20 protein-coding genes are annotated in these 20,547 nt (G+C 68.8%); 7 read left to right on the top strand and 13 right to left on the bottom strand.

The window, feature by feature from the left end; translation table 11 throughout:
- Nucleotides 1-4 precede the first annotated feature (4 nt).
- The 4 genes from FOZ76_RS08935 to FOZ76_RS08920 all read right to left on the bottom strand — a co-directional run bounded on the left by FOZ76_RS08935 (nt 5) and on the right by FOZ76_RS08920 (nt 5,939).
- The gene (locus FOZ76_RS08935) at nt 5-1,210 is read right to left on the bottom strand and encodes a CaiB/BaiF CoA transferase family protein (RefSeq protein WP_143947804.1); all 1,206 of its coding nucleotides are present in this window, start codon (nt 1,208-1,210) and stop codon (nt 5-7) included.
- A 107-nt stretch (nt 1,211-1,317) separates the two neighbouring features.
- Entirely contained in the window at nt 1,318-2,457 is a 1,140-nt protein-coding gene (locus FOZ76_RS08930; RefSeq protein WP_143947803.1) for an acyl-CoA dehydrogenase family protein, read from the bottom strand.
- A 10-nt stretch (nt 2,458-2,467) separates the two neighbouring features.
- Entirely contained in the window at nt 2,468-3,664 is a 1,197-nt protein-coding gene (locus FOZ76_RS08925) for an acyl-CoA dehydrogenase family protein (protein ID WP_143947802.1), read from the bottom strand.
- 157 nt (nt 3,665-3,821) lie between these two features.
- Entirely contained in the window at nt 3,822-5,939 is a 2,118-nt protein-coding gene (locus FOZ76_RS08920; RefSeq protein ID WP_143947801.1) for a 3-hydroxyacyl-CoA dehydrogenase NAD-binding domain-containing protein, read from the bottom strand.
- A 140-nt stretch (nt 5,940-6,079) separates the two neighbouring features.
- On the opposite strand from FOZ76_RS08920, the gene FOZ76_RS08915 reads away from it, so the two are divergent.
- Nucleotides 6,080-7,003 (top strand): LysR family transcriptional regulator, encoded by a 924-nt coding sequence (locus FOZ76_RS08915; RefSeq protein WP_143947800.1) that lies wholly within the window; start codon nt 6,080-6,082, stop codon nt 7,001-7,003.
- 81 nt (nt 7,004-7,084) lie between these two features.
- Here the strand turns inward: FOZ76_RS08915 and FOZ76_RS08910 are convergent, their stop codons facing one another.
- Nucleotides 7,085-8,065: a tripartite tricarboxylate transporter substrate binding protein gene (locus tag FOZ76_RS08910; RefSeq protein ID WP_143947799.1), complete on the bottom strand. Its 981-nt coding sequence runs from the start codon at nt 8,063-8,065 to the stop codon at nt 7,085-7,087.
- 58 nt (nt 8,066-8,123) lie between these two features.
- On the opposite strand from FOZ76_RS08910, the gene FOZ76_RS08905 reads away from it, so the two are divergent.
- Complete coding sequence (locus FOZ76_RS08905; RefSeq protein WP_143947798.1) at nt 8,124-8,837, top strand: GntR family transcriptional regulator; 714 nt, start codon at nt 8,124-8,126, stop codon at nt 8,835-8,837.
- Nucleotides 8,838-8,880: 43 nt separating this feature from the next.
- Nucleotides 8,881-9,735, top strand: coding sequence for a hypothetical protein (locus FOZ76_RS08900; protein WP_143947797.1), 855 nt, complete (start codon nt 8,881-8,883; stop codon nt 9,733-9,735).
- A 135-nt stretch (nt 9,736-9,870) separates the two neighbouring features.
- On the opposite strand, the gene FOZ76_RS08895 is transcribed toward FOZ76_RS08900, so the two are convergent.
- Nucleotides 9,871-10,521, bottom strand: coding sequence for a nucleotidyltransferase family protein (locus tag FOZ76_RS08895; RefSeq protein WP_143947796.1), 651 nt, complete (start codon nt 10,519-10,521; stop codon nt 9,871-9,873).
- Nucleotides 10,522-10,596: 75 nt separating this feature from the next.
- On the opposite strand from FOZ76_RS08895, the gene FOZ76_RS08890 reads away from it, so the two are divergent.
- Complete coding sequence (locus FOZ76_RS08890; protein ID WP_143947795.1) at nt 10,597-11,595, top strand: XdhC family protein; 999 nt, start codon at nt 10,597-10,599, stop codon at nt 11,593-11,595.
- Nucleotides 11,596-11,623: 28 nt separating this feature from the next.
- On the opposite strand, the gene FOZ76_RS08885 is transcribed toward FOZ76_RS08890, so the two are convergent.
- The 5 genes from FOZ76_RS08885 to FOZ76_RS08865 all read right to left on the bottom strand — a co-directional run bounded on the left by FOZ76_RS08885 (nt 11,624) and on the right by FOZ76_RS08865 (nt 17,373).
- On the bottom strand, nt 11,624-12,607 hold the full coding sequence (locus FOZ76_RS08885; protein ID WP_143947794.1) for a Bug family tripartite tricarboxylate transporter substrate binding protein: 984 nt from the start codon (nt 12,605-12,607) through the stop codon (nt 11,624-11,626).
- 144 nt (nt 12,608-12,751) lie between these two features.
- Nucleotides 12,752-14,425: a cyclohexanecarboxylate-CoA ligase gene (gene aliA / locus FOZ76_RS08880; RefSeq protein WP_143947793.1), complete on the bottom strand. Its 1,674-nt coding sequence runs from the start codon at nt 14,423-14,425 to the stop codon at nt 12,752-12,754.
- Between the two features lie 131 nt (nt 14,426-14,556).
- Nucleotides 14,557-15,708 (bottom strand): cyclohexanecarboxyl-CoA dehydrogenase, encoded by a 1,152-nt coding sequence (gene aliB, locus FOZ76_RS08875; protein WP_143947792.1) that lies wholly within the window; start codon nt 15,706-15,708, stop codon nt 14,557-14,559.
- 83 nt (nt 15,709-15,791) lie between these two features.
- Nucleotides 15,792-16,574: a 2-ketocyclohexanecarboxyl-CoA hydrolase gene (gene badI, locus FOZ76_RS08870; protein ID WP_143947791.1), complete on the bottom strand. Its 783-nt coding sequence runs from the start codon at nt 16,572-16,574 to the stop codon at nt 15,792-15,794.
- 31 nt (nt 16,575-16,605) lie between these two features.
- Nucleotides 16,606-17,373 carry a glucose 1-dehydrogenase gene (locus tag FOZ76_RS08865; protein WP_143947790.1) on the bottom strand — a complete coding sequence of 256 codons (768 nt, stop codon included), beginning with the start codon at nt 17,371-17,373 and terminating at the stop codon, nt 16,606-16,608.
- Nucleotides 17,374-17,501: 128 nt separating this feature from the next.
- On the opposite strand from FOZ76_RS08865, the gene FOZ76_RS08860 reads away from it, so the two are divergent.
- Nucleotides 17,502-18,011, top strand: a complete 510-nt coding sequence (locus FOZ76_RS08860) for a MarR family winged helix-turn-helix transcriptional regulator (protein WP_143947828.1) — start codon at nt 17,502-17,504, stop codon at nt 18,009-18,011.
- Between the two features lie 35 nt (nt 18,012-18,046).
- Here FOZ76_RS08860 and FOZ76_RS08855 read toward each other — a convergent pair whose 3' ends face one another.
- Nucleotides 18,047-18,871, bottom strand: a complete 825-nt coding sequence (locus FOZ76_RS08855; protein WP_143947789.1) for a crotonase/enoyl-CoA hydratase family protein — start codon at nt 18,869-18,871, stop codon at nt 18,047-18,049.
- Nucleotides 18,872-18,976: 105 nt separating this feature from the next.
- Here FOZ76_RS08855 and FOZ76_RS08850 point away from each other — a divergent pair, with 105 nt between their 5' ends.
- Together FOZ76_RS08850 and FOZ76_RS08845 are read left to right on the top strand one after the other, a co-directional pair.
- Nucleotides 18,977-19,378, top strand: coding sequence for a hypothetical protein (locus tag FOZ76_RS08850; RefSeq protein ID WP_211366149.1), 402 nt, complete (start codon nt 18,977-18,979; stop codon nt 19,376-19,378).
- 197 nt (nt 19,379-19,575) lie between these two features.
- Nucleotides 19,576-19,980 carry a hypothetical protein gene (locus FOZ76_RS08845; RefSeq protein WP_143947787.1) on the top strand — a complete coding sequence of 135 codons (405 nt, stop codon included), beginning with the start codon at nt 19,576-19,578 and terminating at the stop codon, nt 19,978-19,980.
- A gap of 63 nt (nt 19,981-20,043) precedes the next feature.
- Here FOZ76_RS08845 and FOZ76_RS08840 read toward each other — a convergent pair.
- A partial coding sequence (locus FOZ76_RS08840; protein ID WP_143947786.1) for a DUF4351 domain-containing protein occupies nt 20,044-20,547 on the bottom strand: 504 nt, incomplete at its 5' end.

Below are 20,547 nucleotides of genomic sequence, written 5' to 3'. Positions count from 1 at the left end.
CGCCCTATAGGACGCCGTTGGTCTTGAGAGTGTCGATCTCCGCATCCTTCATGCCCAAAACCGACGAAAGAATCTCCCGGGTGTGCTCGCCCAGCGAGGGCGGAGCAAGGCGTACCGGCGTACGCTCGCCATCCAGCTTGTAAGGCGGCGCCATGACCGGGACGTCGGTGGCCTCGGGATAATCACGCTGCGTGAGCAAGCCCGCCCTTTGCGTGCGCTCCGAGCGCAGTGCCTCCAGCAACCCCAGCACTTCACCGCAAGGAATGCCCGCTGCAGCGAGCTTGGCGAGCAGGTCGGCGCGTTTGCGCTTGAGCAGCTCGGGGCCGACCTGTTCCATCAGCGCGACCCGATTCTGGCCGCGCCCGATGTTGGTCTTGAAGCGTTCGTCGGCCGCGAGATCGGGGCGTTCGATCGCTTCGCAAAAACGTGCGAACTGCGCATTGTTGCCCACCGTGATGACGAGCGGGCCGTCGGCCGCGTCGAACACGCCGTACGGCACGATGGACGGGTGCGCATTGCCGTACTTGGGCGGATCCTGCTCCAGGAGCAGGGCTTCCATGCCGTAGTACGAGGTGATCATCAGGCCGGAATCGTAGAGCGCCATTTCAACGTGGCGGCCCTTGCCGGTACGCTGGGCATCGAAAAGCGCTGCGAGGATGGCCTGCGCGGAGAACATGCCCGTGAACATGTCGACGGCCGCGATGCCGAACTTCAATGGGCCCTGGCCTTCTTCGCCGTTCAGCGCCATCAGACCGGCCTCGCCCTGGACGACCAGGTCGTACCCGGGGCGCTTGGCTTCCACGCCCGAACGCTCATAGCCGGTGATCGAGCAGAACACCAGCTTGGGATTCAGTTCGCGCAGGGTCTCGTAGCCTAGGCCCAGCTTCTCGATGCCGCCGGTCTTGAAGTTCTGGATTACCACATCGCTCTTGGCGGCCAGCTCGCGCGCGATGCGCTGGCCTTGCTCGGTCTGCAGATCCAGGCCGATCGAGCGCTTGTTGCGGTTGGCGCTGTTGAAATAGGCGGTGTTGGTCGCGGCGATCCGAACCCCCCAGTCGCGGGTATCGTCGCCGCGCGCCGGGTGTTCCACCTTGATGACCTCGGCGCCCAGATCGCCGAGCGCCTGGGCGCACATGGGCCCTGCGAGCACGCGCGACAAATCCAGCACCCGCACGCCGGCGAGCGGCAATCCTTGAGAAGTTTCCGACATTCGTGTCCCTGATCGTGATCGTATGCTGGTCGGTTCCGCGCAGGGCGGCGCGACGCCGCCCTGCATGCCCGCCGCTGCTGCCCGGCGGGCTGGTGCGACGGGCCGCCTCAGGCCGCGGCGCGGGCGCCGAGGGCGATGTAGCGCTCGAGGTGGTGGTCTTCGTCGCCCAGCTCGTGGTCGATCATGACCAGGCGCTTGGCCACATGAGCCAGCGGCAGCTCCCACGTCATCCCGATACCGCCGTGCAACTGGATGCTCTCTTCCGCAACGCGGATACCGATCCGGCCGATAGTGTACTTCGTGGCAGCCAGGGTCCGCGCGGCCTGGGCCGGCTCGCCATCGATGGCGGCTGCGGCATTGATGACCGCCGAGCGGGCCTGCTCGATCTCCAGCAGCAGATCGGCCATGCGATGCTGCAGGGCCTGGAAGCTGCCCAGCGGCACGCCGAACTGCTTGCGCGTGCGCAGGTACTCGAGCGTGGCGTCGCGCGCGACATCCATCGCGCCGACGGCCTCGGCGCACAGGCCGAGCAGGCCGTAGCCCAGCGCGTGCTGCAGCACCGCTGCGCCCTGGCCTTCAGTACCGAGCAGCGCGTCGGCGGGCACCTCGACCTGCTCGAAGGTCAGATCCGCGGCGCGGCCGCCATCGATCAGGCGGTAGCCGCGGCGGGCGAGCCCGGCGGCATCGCCCGGCACGAGGAACAGGGAAATGCCGTCGGCATCGTCCTCGGCGCCGGCGGTGCGCGCGCTGACCAGGAACAGGTTCGCGGCCTCGCCCTGCTTGACCACCGACTTGGCGCCGTTCAGCACCCAACCGTCGCCCTTGCGCTCGGCGCGCAGGCCGACGCGGGTCTCGCTGTGATGTCCCTGCGGCTCATCGTGCGCCAGCGCGGCAATGAGGCTGCCGTCGATCAGCGACGCGATGCGCGCCTTTTGCGCCTCGCTGCCGGCCTGGCCGATCGCGCGGCCCACCATCAGGGCGCCCAGGAAGGGTTCGACCACCAGGCCCCGGCCCAGGCTCTGGAACACCACGGAAAGGTCGAAGCCCGCGCCGCCGAAACCGCCGTCGGCTTCCGGAAACAGCGCGCCGATCGCGCCCAGCTCGGCAAATTGTGCCCACAATTCGGGACTGTATCCGGCGTCGGACGTGGCGATCTTGTCACGGGCGGGAAAATCGTATTGGTCGGCGATGAAGCGATCCAGCGTATCCGCCAGCATGCGCCGATCTTCGGTGTGTTCGAAGTTCATGGTGCAATCCTCACAGGCCCAGGATCATCTTGGAGATGATGTTCTTCTGGATCTCGTTCGAGCCGCCGAAGATCGACAGCTTGCGGTTGTTGAAGTAGGAGGCGGCAGCGGTTGCCGCCTCCTGCGGGCCGATCGGTTCGCTCTCGTAGCCTTCGTGCAGTGCCTCCTCGACGAAGGGCTGCGCGTACTGGCCCATCGCCTTGCGCATGAGGGCGGTGAGCTCCTGGCGGATCTCGGTGCCGCGGATCTTGAGCATCGAGCTCTCGGCGCCGGGCACGCCGCCGCCGGCCACCGCCGCGATCACGCGCAGGTTGGTGGTCTTCATGTTCTCGAGATCGATCTCGACACGCGCCAGGCGGGCGGCGAAGGCCGGGTCCTCGCTGAGCGGCTTGCCGTTGCGCTTGACCTTGGCGGCCGTGCGCTTGACGCGCTCGAGCGCGGCCATGGAGAAGCCCACGCCAGCGATGTTGGTGCGCTCGTAGGTGAGCAGGTACTTGGCGTAGGTCCAGCCCTTGTCCTCTTCGCCGACCAGGTTGGCCACCGGCACCTTGACGTCGGTGAAGAAGACTTCGTTGACCTCGTGCTCGCCGTCGAGGGTGATGATCGGACGCACTTCGACGCCCGGCGTGTTCATGTCGATCAGCAGGAAGCTGATGCCGCGCTGCTTGGCGACGTCCTTGTTGGTGCGCACCAGGCAGAAGATCATGTTGGCGTAGTGGCCCAGCGTGGTCCAGGTCTTCTGGCCATTGACGATGTAGTGATCGCCGTCGCGCACCGCCGTCGTCTTGAGCGAGGCCAGGTCCGAGCCCGCGCCGGGTTCGGAATAGCCCTGGCACCACCAGTCGTCGCCGTTGAGGATGCGCGGCAGCCAGTACTGCTTCTGCTCCTGGCTGCCGTACTTGATGAGGACCGGGCCGAGCATGTTCACGCCGAAGGGCACGATGCGCGGCGTGCCGGCCAGCGCGCACTCGGTCTCGAAGATGAACTTCTCGACCGCGCTCCAGCCCGGGCCGCCGTTTTCCTTGGGCCAATGGTTGGCCAGCCAGCCGCGCTCGTTCAGGATCGCGTGCCACTGCACCATGTCCTCGCGCGTCAGGCGCAGGCCGCTCTTGACCTTGTCGGACAGGCGTGCGGGCAGTTTTTCCTTGAGGAACTGCTGCACTTCGCTGCGGAAGGCCTCTTCCTCGGGGGTAAAGTTCAGGTCCATGTGAATTCCTGTGGATCGTGTTCCAGCGCGGCTAAAGCCGACGCCGGCAAATGCGCGCCGCCCAGGGCGGTGCTGATGGCCACAATGGGCGGGGACGCCACCCGCGGCGCCCGCGCCCTCGGCGTCGCCGCGCGCACGGCACGCGGCCGCTGCGCCGCTACTGCGCGCGATTCAGGCTGTCGAAGTCCTTGCCCTCGGCCACGAGCTTCTCGAGCAGTGGCGAGGGCTTCCAGAACAGCGCATCTTCCTTGGCGAACTCGCGGATGTCGGCGAGCACTTTGTCCAGGCCGACGCTGTCGGCGTACTTCATGGGGCCGCCGCGCCAGCGCGGAAAGCCGTAGCCGTGCACGAAGGTGACGTCGACGTCGAGCGGACGCAGGGCAATGCCCTCGTTCACCACGTTGGCGCCCTCGTTGATCATGGCCGCCATGTAGCGGCGCACGATCTCCTCGTCGGTGAAGCTGCGCGGCGTGACGCCCGCGCGCTTGCGTTCCGCGTCGATGATGGCCTGGACCTCGGGATCGGGCTGGCCGGTGCGCGAGCCCTCGGGGTAAAGGTAATAGCCGCGCCCGGTCTTCTGACCGAACCAGCCGCGCTCGCAGATGCGGTCGGCGATCTGCACGTAGCGCGCGTTGGGGTCGCGCGTGGCGGCGCGTCGCTTGCGCGTGGCCCAGCCGATGTCGCCGCCGGCCAGGTCGGACACCTGGAACGGGCCCATGGCGAAACCGAAGTCGCGCAGGGCCTTGTCGATCTGGTAGGGCGAGGCGCCGTCTTCCATCATGTAGTCGGCCGACTGGCGATACACGGCGAGGATGCGGTTGCCGATGAAGCCATCGCACACCTTGGCGCGCACCGGCACCTTGCGCAGCTTGCCCGCCAGCGCGAAGGCCGTGGCCACCACGTCCGGCGCCACCTTGGCGGGCACCACGATCTCGAGCAGCTTCATGATGTTGGCCGGCGAGAAGAAGTGCAGGCCGATGACGTCCTGCGGCCGGGTGATGCTGTTGGCGATCTCGTCGATGTCCAGATAGGAGGTGTTGGTGGCGATCACCGCGCCGGGCTTGCAGACCCGGTCCAGCTCGGCGAACACGCCCTTTTTCACACCCATCTCCTCGAACACGGCCTCGATCACGAGGTCCACGTCGCGGATGTCATCGTAGCGGGTGCTGCCCGTGTAGCGCGCCAAGATCTCGGCCTTGCGCTCGGGCGTCAGGCGGCCCTTCTTGATCAGCCCGTCGTAGACCTTCTCGACGTTCTGGCGGCCGCGCGCGATCGACTCGTCGTCACGCTCGATCATGATCACCGGCAGGCCGGCGTCGAGCACGGCCACGGCGATGCCCGCGCCCATGGTGCCCCCGCCGATCACCGCGATGCTCGCGAACGGACGCGGCTGGGCTACGCGGGCTTCGGGCACCTTGGCCGACTCGCGCTCGGCGAAGAAGGCGTGCACCAGCCCCGCGCGCTGCGGGCTCGCCAGGCACTCCAGGAAGAGTTCGCGCTCCCTGGCCATGCCCTGCTCGAAGGGCAGATCCAGGGCCGCCTGCGCCGCATCGACGATCCGACCGAGCGAGAGCAGCCCGCGGGCCTTGGCCGCCGTCTTGCGAGCCTCGTCGATCGCACCCTGGGCCGCCGCCCGGTCAGCCAGGCCCTGCGCATCGCGCGTGGGCCGCACGGGCGCGCCGGACGCCAGCAGTTCGTTGGCATAGGCCAGGCCCGCGGCGGACGCATCGGCGCTGTCGCCCACGCGGTCGATCAGACCGGCGTCGAGCGCGGCGTCCACGCCCATGTGGCGTCCGCTCAGCATCAGGTCCAGGGCGAGCTTCGCGCCGACCAGGCGCGGCAGACGCTGCGTGCCGCCGGAGCCCGGCAACAGGCCGAGCGCGACCTCCGGCAGGCCCAGCTTGGCGCCCTTCAGGGCGATACGATAGTGCGCGGACAGCGCGATCTCCAGGCCCCCGCCGAGCGCAGCGCCGGCAATGGCCGCGACCACCGGCTTGACGCTGCTTTCGATGCGGCGGCAGACTTCCGGCAGGAACGGCTCGCGCGGCGGTTTGCCGAATTCGCGGATGTCGGCGCCGGCAATGAAGTTCTTGCCGTGGCCCACGATTACGACGGCGCCCACCTGATCGTCGCCGGCAGCCGCGTCCATGGCGGCTGCCAGGCCCGCGCGCACGTCCGCGCTCAGCGCGTTCACCGGCGGATGGTCGATGGTCACGAGCAGGACGCGACCGTGCAGTTCGCGACGCACCACGCTCGCGTTGTCCGACTGGTTCATGTTGTACAAACTCCCGAGGCATGCCCGCGCCACCGGCACGCAGGCAGGGTAAGCTAAGCCGAACATTGTCATCCGCTGCCCAGAAGTTGACAATGGCAGGGAAGATTGACAAACCGTCAAAGTAAATTTGACAATCCGGCATGGACCCCAACGCGCTCACTCTGTTCGTCGAAATTGTCGATGCCGGCAACCTGAGCGAAGCCGCCCGCCGGCTGAAGATGACCCGCGCCAACGTCAGCTACCGCCTCAACCAGTTCGAGCGCGACATCGGCCAGCAGCTCTTGCGGCGCACCACGCGGCGCATCGAGCCGACGGAGATCGGCCAGCAGCTCTACCAACACGGCGTGGCGATCCGCAACGAACTGCTCGCGGCCAGCGAGTCGGTCACCACCCTGGGCCAGACGCTGCAGGGGCGTGTGCGCCTGAGCGTACCGACCGGCTATGGCCAGTACGTGATGACCGCCTGGCTGCTGGAGTTCAAGCGCCTGTATCCGGGCATCGTGCTCGACGTCGTATTCGAGAACCGGGTCGCCGATCTGCTGCAAGGCGAAGTCGACATCGCCGTGCGCGTCATGTCGGAGCCGCCGCCCAACCTCGTCGCGCGAGACATGGGGCCGGTGCGCTACGTCGCCTGCGCCTCGGCGGGCTACGTGCGCGAACACGGCACGCCCAGCGAACTCAAGGAGCTGCGCAGCCTGCCGCTCATCACCTCCGCCGTGATCGGCCGCCGCCTGCGCGTGGCGGGCTACATCGGCACCGAGCGGCACGAAGTCCTGCTCGAGCCTACGGTCGTCTCGGAGAACTTCATCTTCCTGCGCAGCAGCATCCTGGCCGGCCTGGGCGTGGGTATCGTGCCCGACTACGTGACCCGCGAAGACGTGCGCCGCGGCGACGTGGTGACCATCTTCGACGAATGGCGCCTGAGCATCTTCGGCAATCACATGTACATGCTGTACATGCCGAACCTGCATCACACCAAGGCCGCGGCCACGCTGATCGAGTTCATCCTGCAGCGGGCGCGGCAGAGCGAGCGCGAATCCGCGGCGCGCGCGGCCGGAGCCTGAGCGCCCCTGAGAACCCGTCGAGACGCCCGCCGCCCGGCCGGCTGTGCCGACGGCCCGCTGGGGCTCGCCGCGGCGGCGATCCTATTGCGGGACCATGCCCGCGCTGCGCACGAGCGCGGCCTGGCGCTCCATGTCCTGCGCGAGAAAGGCCGAGAACACGGCGGGATCGCCACCGACAGGCTCATAGGCCGACGTGCGAAGACGCGCGCCCACCGCCGGGTCCTGCAGCGCCTCGTTGACGCGAGCGTTCAGGAAGTCGATGACCTCGGCCGGCGTACCCGCGGGCACCAGAATGCCCTGCCACACCGTGCTTTCCAGGCCGCTCAAGCCCTGCTCCTGAAATGTCGGCACGTCCGGCAAGGCCTCGGCGCGCCGCTTGCCCGTCACCGCGATGGGCACCAGGCGGCCCGCCTGCAGATGGGGCAGCACGGAGGCGATGCTGGTGACGGCAAAGCCGACGTGACCGCCAAGCACATCGTTGATCGAGGGGCCCGTGCCCTTGTAGTAGACGATGGTCGGGGGCGCGGGCAATTGCGCACCGAGTTCGCTGGTCATGAGCTGGATCGAGGCTTCGGACGACGCGAACGTGGCGCGCTCCGGATGCTGCCGCGCGTAGGCTCGCAGCTCGGCCACGGTGCTCACGCCCAGCCCGGGATTGGCCACCAGCACGGCCGGCGCGGTGGCGATCTGCGCCACCGCGCTGAAATCCGCCTGCGTATCGTAGGGCAGCTCCCGAAAGACCGCCGGGTTCACCGTGTGCCCGCTCGCCACCAGCAGCAGCGTGTAGCCATCCGCCGGCGCCTTCGCGACCATGGCCGTGGCGATCTGGGAATACGCGCCCGGCCGGTTCTCGACCACCACCGGCACGCCGGCGCTGCGCGACATGGCGTCCGCCATGGCGCGCCCGATGGCGTCGGTGCCGCCGCCGGGCGGGGCCGGGCTCACCAGCGTGATCGGGCGTGCGGGATAATGCTCCGCCGCTGCGCTCGACAGCGCTGGCAGCGCGGCCGCCACGAGCAGGCCCAGCACGAAAGACCGCATGCACCGTGTGTGCATCGCCATGGTTGTCTCCTGATTTATCGTAGGACGTTATTGGGTATTGTCAGAGGATCGTAGGACAATGTCAAAGCAGCTCAGCCCGCCAACCCCGCCCGAGCCGGCGCACGCCCGGCTGGCGCGCTCATCCGCCCTCGAACACGTCATGACCGTCGTGCGCGAGGACGTGCGCCGTGGCCGCTACGCCCCGGGCGCCCGCGTCGTCGAGGCCGAGCTGCAGCGCAACCTGGGCGTGAGCCGGGGCACGGTGCGCGAGGCGCTGGCGCGCCTGGCGGCCGAGGGCCTGCTCGAACTGCACCGCTTTCGCGGCGCGACCGTGCGCTCGCTGTCGGCGCAGGAAGTCGCCGACCTGCTCGACATGCGCGAAGTGCTCGAGGGCCTGGTGGCGCGCAAGGCGGCCCTGCGCGTAGCGCGCGGCATCGACGCGCAGGCCGTGGCTCACGCGCAAGACGCGCTCGACGCCGCACTGGCGGCCGGGCGGCCGGCGCAGGCCTACCTGCAGGCCAACGCCCGCTACCACGAAGCCTTGCTCGCGGTGGCCGGCTCGCCGGGCCTGAGCGCCCAGGTCGATCACCTATCCACCGCGTTCTTTCGCATCGCCATGGCGGCCGACCTGCGGCGCGAGAGCTTTCCCAGCTCGAACAGCGATCATCGCGCGATCACCGCCGCCGTGCTCTCGGGCGACGCCGCCTCCGCGGAGCTCCTGATGCGTGCGCACATTCGCCACACCGCCTTCCTGCTGCAGGCGGCAGCACCGTACGTTGACGAAAAATCGTAGGACGATTTAGACTGCACTCGTCCCAACCTACGGGGAGACGAGCGTGAAGCTTGCGAACTACGACGATGTGCCCTGGCGTTTCATCGACAACCCACGTCAGGGGAGAATCGAATTCAAGGAACTGCTGACCGGCACGCAAGGCGATCCGAACAACTACGGCGTGGTCATCGGGCGCGTCGAGGCCGACTTCCTGTCACCGCGGCATCGCCACAATTTCGACCAGGTGCGCGTTGCGCTCGAAGCGCCGACCAACATCGGCCCGCGTTTGAACATCGACGCGGGCGACCTGGCGTACTTCCCGGAAGGCTGCTACTACGGCCCGCAGAACCAGGCCGAAGTCGGCCAGACGGCCTTGACCATGGTCGTCCAGTTCGGCGGTGCCTCCGGCTCGGGCTACATGAGCATGGCGCAGATGTCGCAAGGCGCGCGCGAGCTTGCGCAAAGCGGCCGCTTCGAAGGCGGCGTGTACCGGCACGACGACGAGTCCGCCAAGCCGCGCAACCGCGACGGCTACGAGGCCATCTGGAGCCACGTCAACGGCAAACCGCTCGTCTACCCGCCGCCGCGCTACGGTGCTCCGGTCTTCATCCACCCCGCGGCCTACGCCTGGCGCGAGCTTGCCGGCCAATCCGGCGTATGCGAGCGCCGCCTGGCGAGTTTCACCGAAAGCGGCATCGACCTGGCCATGCTCGCGCTGCCCGAGGGCGCTACGTGGCGTGCCCCGGCGCAGGACAGGCCGGTGCTGCTGTTCGCCCTCGACGGCCAAGGCCGGACGGCCGCAGGCGACGGCTGGGCGCGCTGGAGCGCCATGGAAGTCGCGCCGGGAGAAGACGTCGCTCTGAGCGCAACGGCCCACAGCACCTGGTTCCGGCTCGCACTGCCCCGCCTGTCCGGCTGAGGGGCCAAGGCACGGGCGCGCCGCGCCGCGTGTTCGACGTCCAAAGCTGGCTTTCCCGAGATGCGAGGGCAGTTCCGGACCGTCGCGGCCGCTCCCGGCACCGCGCAGCCGCACCATCGAAGAAACCGGACGACGCTACACGGGATCGCGCAGCGCCTGGGGCACGTCCACGTCGCGCAGCACCCCGGCGTCGGCCGTGTCCAAGAAGGCCACGTCATGGCGCGCGAACAACTCGCGCGCGCCGGTGTCTGCGTCCAGGCCGGCAAGCTCGCTCCACAGATCGCGCGCGAAGCGCACCGGATGCCCGCGGCGCTGCCCGTATCTGGGCACGGCGATCGCTGCCGCGGGCCGGCACGCCAGCAAGGCGCAGATGGTGGATGGCCGCAGCCACGGCATGTCGGCCAGCGCGACCAGCAAGGCCGGCGCGCCGTCGGCCCCGGCGCCGACACCATGCTGCAGCAGGCAGCGCGCACCCGCGGCCAGGGATGCGCCCATGCCCCGTTCGGCGTCCGGCGCCTCGATGACGACACAACCGGCGGCCTGCAGCCGGGCGGCGCGGACGGACTGTCCAGGCTGCACGACCGCAAGCACGTGGGGCACAGCTTCGAGCAGGTGGCCCGCCGCCGCTTCGGCGAGCGTGCGCCCGTCGGGCAGGCAGGCAAGCAGCTTGTCGGCGCCGCCGGACAGGCGGGCATAGCGCTTGCCACGGCCTGCCGCAAGCAGCAGACCGACGGCCCTGGCCCGCCGCCATTCGGACGTCGCGAGTACCGGATAGATGAAACTCATGAGCTTGAGTATAGTGTCGCCAAAGTATACTTTGCGCAAAGTGCTATCCAGACGTTTCCGAACCGAAGAATCCGCATGAACGCTCTCGATCTCGAAGTCCTCGACCAGGCCCGCGACTGGGTCGCACAAGGTCATGGCGTCCATCTCGTCACCGTGGTCCAGACCTGGGGTTCGGCGCCGCGCCAGGCCGGCGCCATGCTCGCCCTGCGCGCCGACGGGCGTCTGGTCGGCTCGGTCTCCGGCGGCTGCGTGGAGGACGACCTGATCGAGCGCGCGCGCGAGGGCCGGCTGGCCGCACAGGCCGAACGCATCACCTACGGGGTGTCGCGCGACGAGGCCGCGCGCTTCGGCCTGCCCTGTGGCGGCACGCTGCGCCTGATCGCCGAGCCTTTGCGCGACACCGCCTGGCTCGACACCGTGCTCGGCGAGATCCGCCAGCATCGCATCGTGATGCGTACCCTGGATCTGCAGACGGGCGAGGCCAGCGTGCGCGCTGCCTCGCCCACCGACGGCTCGGATTTCGACGGCCGCGTCTTTCGCGCCGTCTACGGGCCGCGCTGGCGCCTGCTCATCATCGGCGCCAACCAGACGGCGCGCGTGCTCGCGGACATCGCGGTCACGCTCGATTTCCACGTGATCGTCTGCGACCCGCGCGAAGAAGTCACGGCAACCTGGAATGCGCCTCACGCCACGCTGACGACGGGAATGCCCGACGACACCGTGCTGGACATCGGTACCGACGAGCGTACGGCCATCGTCGCGGTCACCCACGATCCGAAGCTCGACGACATGGCGCTGCTCGAAGCGCTGAAGTCGCGCGCGTTCTATGTCGGCGCGCTCGGCTCGCGGGCGAACCAGGCCAAGCGCCGCGAGCGGCTGGCAATGTTCGACCTCACCGAGGAGGACATCGCGCGCCTGCGCGGCCCGGTGGGCCTGCCGATCGCCAGCCGCACGCCGGCCGAGATCGCGGTGGCCATTGCCGCCGAGCTGGTGTGGGTGCGCAATACCCTCGGTGCCGACGAGGTAGGCGCGCCCTGCGTCCAGCCGCAGGCACAGGCACAGGCGCGCCCCTGAGTCGGGCGCGGCGCCGAGGCCCGTCGTTCTACTCCACCCGGATGTCCCGGCTCTTGACGAGGCCCGAAATGAGTTCGCCCTCCTCGGCCAGCAGCTTGGCGAACGCGGCCGTATCCAGCGCCACCGGCTCGGCGCCCAGGTCGTTGAAGCGCTTGCCGAAAGCCGGGTCCGCAGCCGCCTTGGCCACGGCCGCGGCGAGCGCGGTCTTGACCTCGGCCGGCGTGTCGCGCGGCGCCCAGACGCCGAACCAGATGTCCAGACCGGCGCCGGCAATGCCCTGTTCGGCAAGCGTGGGCACGTCCGGGAAGAATGGCGAACGGCTGTCGCTCGCCACGCCGAGCAGCTTCACCTTGCCGGTACGGATGTGCGGGAACGCAATGCCCGGGTCGAACACATAATCGGCCTGGCTCGCCATGACGTCGCGCAGCGCGGGCGCTGCCCCGCCATACGGGACGTGGGTCGCCTGGATGCCGGCCTGCTGCTTGAAGAGTTCGGCCGCCAGATGGGGCGGCGTGCCGGTTCCTGAGGACGAGTACGACAAGGTATCGGGCCGGGCCTTGGCGAGCGCGACCAGTTCGGCGGCGTCGGCGACCGGCAGGTCCGGACGGGCGACCAGGTACATCTGCGTACGTCCGACGCTGGCCACCGGCGCCAGATCCTGGGCCGGATGGAAACTCGCCTTGAACAGCGACGGGTTGGCCGTTTCCACGGAAGTGGGCGCGACCAGGAGGGTGTAGCCGTCCGCATTGGCGCGCACGACCTCGTGCGCCGCGATGTTGCCGCTGGCGCCTGGCTTGTTCTCGACCACGAACTGCTGGCCGAGCTGGTCGCCGAGGGCCTGCGCCACCAGGCGCGCCATGACGTCGGTGGTGCCCCCGGGGGCGAAGCCCACGACAACGCGAACCTGGCGCTCGGGCCAGGGGGTCGCGCCTGCCGTGCCCGCCGCGAAGGCCGCGCCGAGCAGTGCGGTGGACAACCAGCGCACGGCGTGCGCGCGAATGAAGGTTTGCATGGATTGTCTCCGGGTATGTGTTGTATGGGGGTGCTGCATCCTGCAAACTGCCTGCTGCTTGCCTGGCCGCGCCTTGCGTGCGGCCCGATGGCGTGCAGGGATATCGTCTCGGCGCGCTCCCGGGTCAGGTGGGGCCGCCGCGTCTCACGCCGCCCGGGAGCCGGCCGCCGCCTGTTCCAGCATCTCGCGCAGGCGGAACTTCTGGATCTTTCCGCTGGGCGTCGCGGGCAGACTGTCGAGCACGAGCAGCTTCTCCGGTACGTATTGCAGGGCGACCTTCTGCTCCTTCAGGAAGGCGGCCATCTCCTCGAAACTCAGGCTGGCGCCGGGCTTGGTCACCACCACCGCGCAGGCACGTTCGCCCAGGCGTGCATCCGGATAGGCCACCACCGCCACCTGCGCGATCGCCGGATGTCGATACAACAAGGTCTCCACCTCGAAGACCGGGATGTTCTCGCCGCCGCGGATGATGACGTCCTTGCTGCGCCCGCTGATGCGGATGTAGCCCGCTTCGTCGCGCCGCGCGAGATCGCCGGTATCGAACCAGTCGTCCGCGTCGGTGCCGTTCAAATGCGCACGCTTCAGGTAGCCGCCGAAGTTCGAGCAACCGCGCACCAGGAGCCGGCCGTTCTCGCCCACCGGCTGCTCGCGCCCTTCCCCGTCGACGATGCGCAGCTCGACCCCGGGCAGCGGCTTGCCGTCGGTGGTGAAGGCGCGCACGTCATCGTCGTCCGGATCGATCAACGTGACTGCGCCGTTCTCGGTCATGCCCCAGGCCGAGATGATCTTGCTGCCGAGCACCTTGCGCGCCTGCTCGACCAGCGGGCCAGGGATCGGCGCGCCGGCGCACAGGAAAGTGCGCAACGTCGGCACCGGCGTGCCGCCCTGCTCGACGGCGCGCGTGAGGTCGGTGAGAAACGGGGTGGACGCCATGGTGAACGTCACGCCGTGCCTGCGGATCAAGGACACGGCGAGCGACGGCTCCCAGGTATCCTGCAGCACGGCGCTCGCGCCCAGGATGACCGGCATCATCAGGCCATACATGAAGCCCGTCTGGTGCGCCATCGGCGAGGCCATCAGGATCACGTCGTCGCTGCCCAGCCGCAGGCGCTCGGCATACGGCATGATGTTGGCGAACAGCGTGTTCGACGAGTGCATCACTCCCTTGGGCTCGCCGGTGGTGCCGGATGTATAGATAAGCTGCGTCACATCGTCGGGCCCCGGACGGAATTCGCGCAGGATGCGTTCGGCCTGCGGGTCATCTTCCCAGGCGGGTTCGCTCAGCAGGGCTTCGAAGCTGTTGGCCGCGGCGCCCTCGCCTTGCCTCGCCCCGACCACCACCACCTGCTCCAGCGCAGGCAGCTCGGGCTGCAGCGCCTGCAGCATGGCCGCGTGATCGAAGCCGCGGAACACCGCGGGCACGATCGCTACCTTGGCTTGGGCATGCGACAGCATGAAGCGCAGCTCACGCTCGCGGAAGATGTGCATCAGCGGGTTCATGACGGCGCCGATGCGCGCGCAGGCAAGGTAGGTGAGCGTGAACTGCCAGACGTTGGGCAGTTGGCAGGCGACGACGTCGTTACGGCGCACGCCCAGCCGGTACAGGCCGATGGCGATGCGATCGGCCTGGCGCGCGAGCTCGCGGTAGGTGTAGCGCTGTTCGCGGCCGTCCGCGGCCGTCACCGCCGTCAGTGCGGTCTTGTCCGGCGCCAGGCGCACGCATGCATCGAGGGCATCGTTGATGGTCAGGTCCCGCCAATGCCCGGCTTCGCGCAGACGGGCCCGGCGGCCCGGCAGCAACACGGCATCGAATTCCATGGTCTTCCTCCTGGGCGTGCCCGCGTAACCGCGATGCGGCCGCGAGTCTGGTGATGCTTCGTTGGGTTTGCGATGTGACTTGCAGCGCCCGGGCCCATTCGACCGGCGCCGGAGCGGCTTTGCACGCCTGCTCAGACGGGCACGGCTTCGCGCCCGGCACGATCGCGCCCGATGATGGTCTTCATGATCTGCGCCGTGCCGTCGCCGATCTGGAACCCCAGCACGTCGCGCAGGCGCTGCTCCATCGGGCCATGGTCGTAGCCGCCGTGTCCGAAGGTGAGCAGGCACTGGTGGACCGTGTCGTAGGCCAGCCTGGGCGCCCACCACTTGCACATGGCCGCCTCGGCCGTGTGCGGTGCGCCACGATCCTTCAGCCAGAGCGTTTGCAGGCACAGCAGACGCGCCGCGCAGACCTGCGTGTCCAGATCCGCGAGCGGATGCGACACCCCCTGGAAGGCCGACAACGGCCGGCCGAACGCCTGCCGTTGCGCCGCGTAGGCCCAGCTCTCCTCCAGGGCCACGCGCGCCACAGCGAGCACCTGCAAGCCGATCAGTGCACGGGAGAAGTCGAAACCCTGCATGACCTGGGCGAAACCCTGGTCTTCCTCGCCCAGGCGATGGGCGAGCGGCACGCGCACGTTCTCAAAAAACAGCGAACCGCGGCCGATCGCGCGCTGGCCGTGGCAGTCGAACCGTGTGCGCGTGATGCCGGGCGCGTCCAGCGGCACGGCCAGTGCCGTGATGCCGCGGGCGCCCGACGCCACCGTACCGGTGCGGCCGAAGACCACCGCGAGATCGGCCTGGTCCGCCGCCGAGATGGACGTTTTCTCGCCGTTGAGCACATAGTGCTCGCCCACGCGCTCGATGCGCAGGCGCAGGCTGCCGGCATCCGAGCCGCCGCGCGGCTCGGTCAGGGCGATCGCGCACAGCAACTCGCCGGCGGCGATGCCGCGCAGCCACGGCGCGACGACCTCGGGCGCGCCATGCGCGCAGAGGATCTGCGCATTGAGCGAGCCCAGCAGGTTGACGTAGGACATCGACAGGTCCGCCCGCGCGATCTCCTCGTGGATGACGCCCGCCGCCACCCGCCCCGTCCCCTGCCCGCCCAGCGCCTCCGGCAACTCCGGGGCGATCAGGCCCATCCCGCCCATCTCGCGCATCAGGCCGCGATCCAGCACGCGGGTATGGTCGCGCTCCAGGAAGCCCGGCGCAATCCGCTCCTGAGCGTAGCGCCGCGTGTGCTGCGCAAGCGCCTGCACGTCTTCGTCGATATAGGGATTCACGTTCGTCTCCTTGGTCTGCGCCGGCGCCCTCGGCCAACGCGGCATGCCCGCATCGGGCCCGCATGGCCAGGCGGCGGGCCGGCTCACTTCGCGTAGCGGCGGAATTCCGGCTTGCGCTTTTCCTTGAGCGCGGCCACGCCCTCGCGGGATTCCTCGGTGTCGTAGTAGAGCTTCAGGGCGAGCATGCCCATGCCGGCGATGCCGCTCTGGTGCGCGGTGTCCATGTTGAAGCTGCGCTTGGCAATGGCCAGCGCGGTCGGGCTGCGCTCGCACAGCTCCTCGGCCCAGCGCTGCACTTCGCCGTCCAACGCCTCGTGCGGCACGCAGACGTTCGCCAGGCCCATGGCCACCGCCTCCTGGCCGGAATAGCGCCGGCACAGGTACCAGATCTCGCGCGCCTTCTTCTCGCCGACCACGCGGGCAAGGAATGCCGTGCCGTAGCCCGGATCGACCGACCCCATCTTGGGGCCGACCTGGCCGAACACGGCCTTGTCCGAGCAGATGGTGAGATCGCAGATCGTGGCCAGCACGTTGCCGCCGCCGATGGCGTAGCCCTGCACGCGCGCGATGACCGGCTTGGGCACATCGCGGATCGCCGTGTGCAGCTCCTCCATGGGCAGGCCGATGGTGCCGCGTCCATCGTAGTTGCCGTCATGGGCCGACTGATCGCCGCCCGTGCAGAAAGCCCGTTCGCCCGCGCCGGCGAGCACGATGGCGCCAACCGAGCGGTCGTAGCCCGCGCGGTTCAGCGCGCGGATCAGCTCGTCGCAGGTCTGGCCGCGAAAGGCGTTCATCTTGTCGGGGCGGTTGATGATGATCCACGCTACGCCGTTGCGGACTTCGTACAGGATGTCTTCGAATTGCATGTGTCGTCTCCGGGATGTCTGGCGAAGCGGCTCAGCCGTTCATGGTCAGCCCGCCCGACACGCTGAGCACCTGGCCGGTGACATACGCCGCGTCGTCGCTGGCAAAGTAGAGGATCGTCCCCGGCAGGTCGGCCGGCTGCCCGATGCGGCCCAGGGGGATGGAGCGCGTGAAGGCTTGCATGAGTTTTTCGGGATTGCCCGCGCCCTCGCGGTACTCGGCGAACAGCGCGGTATCGGTCGGCCCCGGGCACACCACGTTGACGGTGATGCCGTGCCTGGCGTGCTCGCGCGCGATCGTCTTGGAGAAGGACACCAGTCCGCCCTTGCAGGCGGCGTAGACGGCTTCGCCGGAGGAGCCGACGCGCGCCGCATCGGAAGCGATGTTCACAATGCGCCCCGACTGGCGTGCGGCCATCAGCGGCAGCACCGCGCGGTGCATGTGCAGCGCTCCGGTCAGGTTGACGGCGATGAGCCGAGCCCAATCTTCGGGCGTGGTCTTGACGAACGGCTTGAACACGTCCCAGCCCGCATTGTTCACGAGCACGTCGATCGGCCCCAGCGACGCCTCGACGGTGTGCACTGCGGAGTCGACACTGTCGCCCACAGTAATATCGCAGTGCACCGCCAGCGCCGTGGCGCCCTGCGCCGACAGACTGGCTGCCATTCGCTCGGCCGCCGCCAAGTCTCGATCGCATACCGCCACGCGGGCACCCTCTGCCGCGAAACGTGCGCACGTTGCGCCGCCGATGCCGCCCGCCCCGCCGGTGACCACCACCGTTCTACCTGAGAACCTGCCCATGCTTGCTCCTTGACCATCACCCTGCCGTCCGTCTTTGCCGGCAGCTAATTAAGTAAATATGTTGACATATACTAGGCGCAAGAACCGCGACTTGGCAAGTGCGTTTGCACCGTAAATTCGAAAGAAACATGAGAGAAAACCCTAGCGAAACTCGGATTGACCTCGCCAACAGGCTTTTCTTCCGGCTATATCAATGCGCAAACATGTTGCATAAAACCGGGACGAGGGCAGTCGAGCAGGAGGGGTTGACGACGCAACAATGGGCGGTGCTGGGCGCGCTCTCGCGTCCGCGGGCCGCTCATGGCATGGGCATCGGCGAACTGGCGCGCTATCTGATGGTGAGCCGGCAGAACCTGTCCGGGCTCATCGGCCGCATGGAGCGCGACGGCAACGTGCGCATCGTGCCCGACGGGCGCGATCGACGCTCCCGGCTGGTGACGATGACCGAGCACGGGCGGCAGGTGTGGGAAGTGCAGGCGCAACCCAAGATCCGTGCGTACTACGAACGCATCCTGGGCGACTTTTCCGTGAACGACATGACGCACACCCTGCACTACCTGCTGAAAATGCTCGACAGCATGCAGCGGCTGGACGCCGAGACGCAGGGGAGTGCCGACAGCGAGGCGTCCGACGCGTGATGCGCACGCCGGACGGCGATGAAACTCAGCCGGGTTCAGTCAACGTCGATATAGCGCGCTTCGCGCTTTTCCATGCCCGCGAGCACGGCCTCGCGCTGGTTCGGACTGCCGATCAGCTTTTGCTGCTCCACGGACTCCGCCATCAGCAGCTCGCCGGCGTCCGCGTCCGCGCCCTGGCCCAGCAGACGCTTGGCCGCGCGGATCGCGTCGGGACTGCGTGCGGCCACATCGGCGGCGAACGCCAGCGCTTCATGCACCGGGTCCGTACACACGCGCGTACCCAGGCCCAGCGCGCAGGCTTCGTCGGCCTTGAGCACGCGCCCGCTGTACACCAGCTCGCGGGCCACGTCCGCACGCAACAGCTCGCGCATCAGAGCGATGCCGGCCATGTCGGGCACCAGACCCCAGCGGATCTCCATCACCGACATCTGCGCATCCGGCGAGAGATAGCGCACATCGGCGCCCAACGCCACCTGCAGGCCGCCGCCGAAGGCCGCGCCGTGCACTGCTGCGATGACCGGCACGGGCAGCGTGCGCCATTGCCATGCAACCTGCTGAGCACGGTTGGCCAGACCATGAGTGCGAGCGAGCAGGTCGCGGGTCGCGGTGTCGCCCGCCCCTTCGCGCATGCGCGCGAAGCTGGCCATGTCCAGACCGGCGCAGAAGGCGCGCCCGGCACCGCGCAGCACGACGGCGCGCAGCCCCTGGGCCCGGTCCAGCCAGTCGCCCGCCTCGACCAGCCCTTCGAACATGTCGCCATCCAGCGCATTCAATTTGTCGGGTCGATCCAGCACGACCTGGGCCACGCCGGCCTCGTCCAGGGTGACCTCGACCCGATCGCGAAACCGATTCTGCCGCATGTGTCGTCTCCTTTGTGAGTTCTTGTCGGCGCCGAGCGCACCGCCGCGTAGTAATAACCCGCGTGTGCACGCCCCGCAAGCGCACGCGCTATCATGGACGCCGCCATGACCACCAACGTACGCTTGCGCAAGGAATGCCCGCCGGGCGCCTGTATCTGTGAGCGCGACACCCTGCACGGCAACCCGCAGGCGGACGCGCGCATTCTGCTGCTCACCCGCGAGGAGGAGCAGCGGCTGCTCGCCCGCATCGAGCGCATCGGCAGCTACACCGACTTCCAGCGGATGCAGAACCTGATGCGCGAGCAGCTCGGCCTCGAAGTCGACGTCACGCCCAGCATGCACGGCGTGCGTACCGTGCGCGGGCTGGATATCCGCATCACCCCCATGCCCGGGCTCTGCCGCAAGACCCGCCAGGCGCTGCCGACGGCGATCCGGCGCTGCTTCGAGAACAACCCGGCCATCGTCTACGACCTGCTCAATGCGCGCGACCTGCTGGGTGGCGCCTGAGCGCGGGCGCGCCGCGGGCTCGTGCGTCGAGTGGTTGCGCCCCATCGTGTGCGAGCCATCGCCCGCGACGACTGCGTGGACGTATGGCCGGCGCTGGCGACGCCGACTGGCGCCGGACCGCCACGACGTGGTGGACGGCACGCATCCGTTCAGTGCTACATTGCGCGACGCGACTCGTCTGCTCCCAGCCTCGTACCATGACGCCCAACCACTACCGCCTACTGCTCGCCGTCCAGGTCATCGCCGCTCTGCTGTACGCCGGGCTGGTCCTGGCAGGCACGATCCGCGGCGACGCGCCCACGCCCTCGCTGGGCCAGGCCCAGGGCGCCCTCTTCATGCTGTTGGCCGGTGCGCTGATCGGCGCCTATGGCGCCATGCTCCTGGGGCTGTTCACCTTCCAGCGCTGGGGTCGCAGCCTGGCGCTGGCCTGCACCGCGATCTCGCTGGTGATCGTGACGATCACAGCGACGCCAGCAGTCACCGGCTGGCAGGCGCTCGCCTACTTCGTCGCGACGACGAGCTGGGGCGCCGCGCTCGCGCTGGCCTACGTCGGGCCGGTGGCCGAGCGCTTCGAGCGCACCATCACTTCGTCTACGCCGTGACCACGGGCTAAGGCATGGGCTGCGACGCGGGCAGGTGCGACCCGTGCGTTGCGATGATGAAGATCATGCTTCGAACACGTCGTCCAGCCTCGCCGCATCCAGCACGCGCAGCAGCCAGGCCTGAAGAGTGTCGACCGACGCGGTCTGCACGCGCTCGCGGGCGGCTGGGGGCAGCGGGCCGAAGCGGCGTTCGAGCTGGGACGACAGCGCCTGGCGCAACCCTTCGTGACGGCCTTCGCCGCGCCCCTGTTCCAACCCCTTCTCGATCCCGATGCGCTCCACACTCGTCACGTAAGCCACGTCGTACTCCTTTTCGATGGCGTCCACTGTCTCGTTGAACCGGCGCGCCTGCGCCCGCGGCAGCGTGAGCACCCCGTCGATGAACGTGAACAGCCGGTTCACGTCCGCTTCGCCGTAGGTGTATTCGTACAGCAGGCGCAGCAGCCGCGTCTTGCGCGCCAGCCGGGTTTCGGGCCCGCCCGCGGCGGCCGAGTCGATCTCGGTGAGCACCACCACCGCGAACGGGTTGTGTCGGGCCATGCCCAGCAGTTCGTCCCGGCGCTCGCG

Origin of the sequence: Verticiella sediminum, from assembly GCF_007558815.1 — a bacterium.
GTDB classification, from domain to species: Bacteria; Pseudomonadota; Gammaproteobacteria; order Burkholderiales; family Burkholderiaceae_B; genus Verticiella; species Verticiella sediminum.
This window is presented reverse-complemented; position numbering and strand designations above follow the sequence as displayed.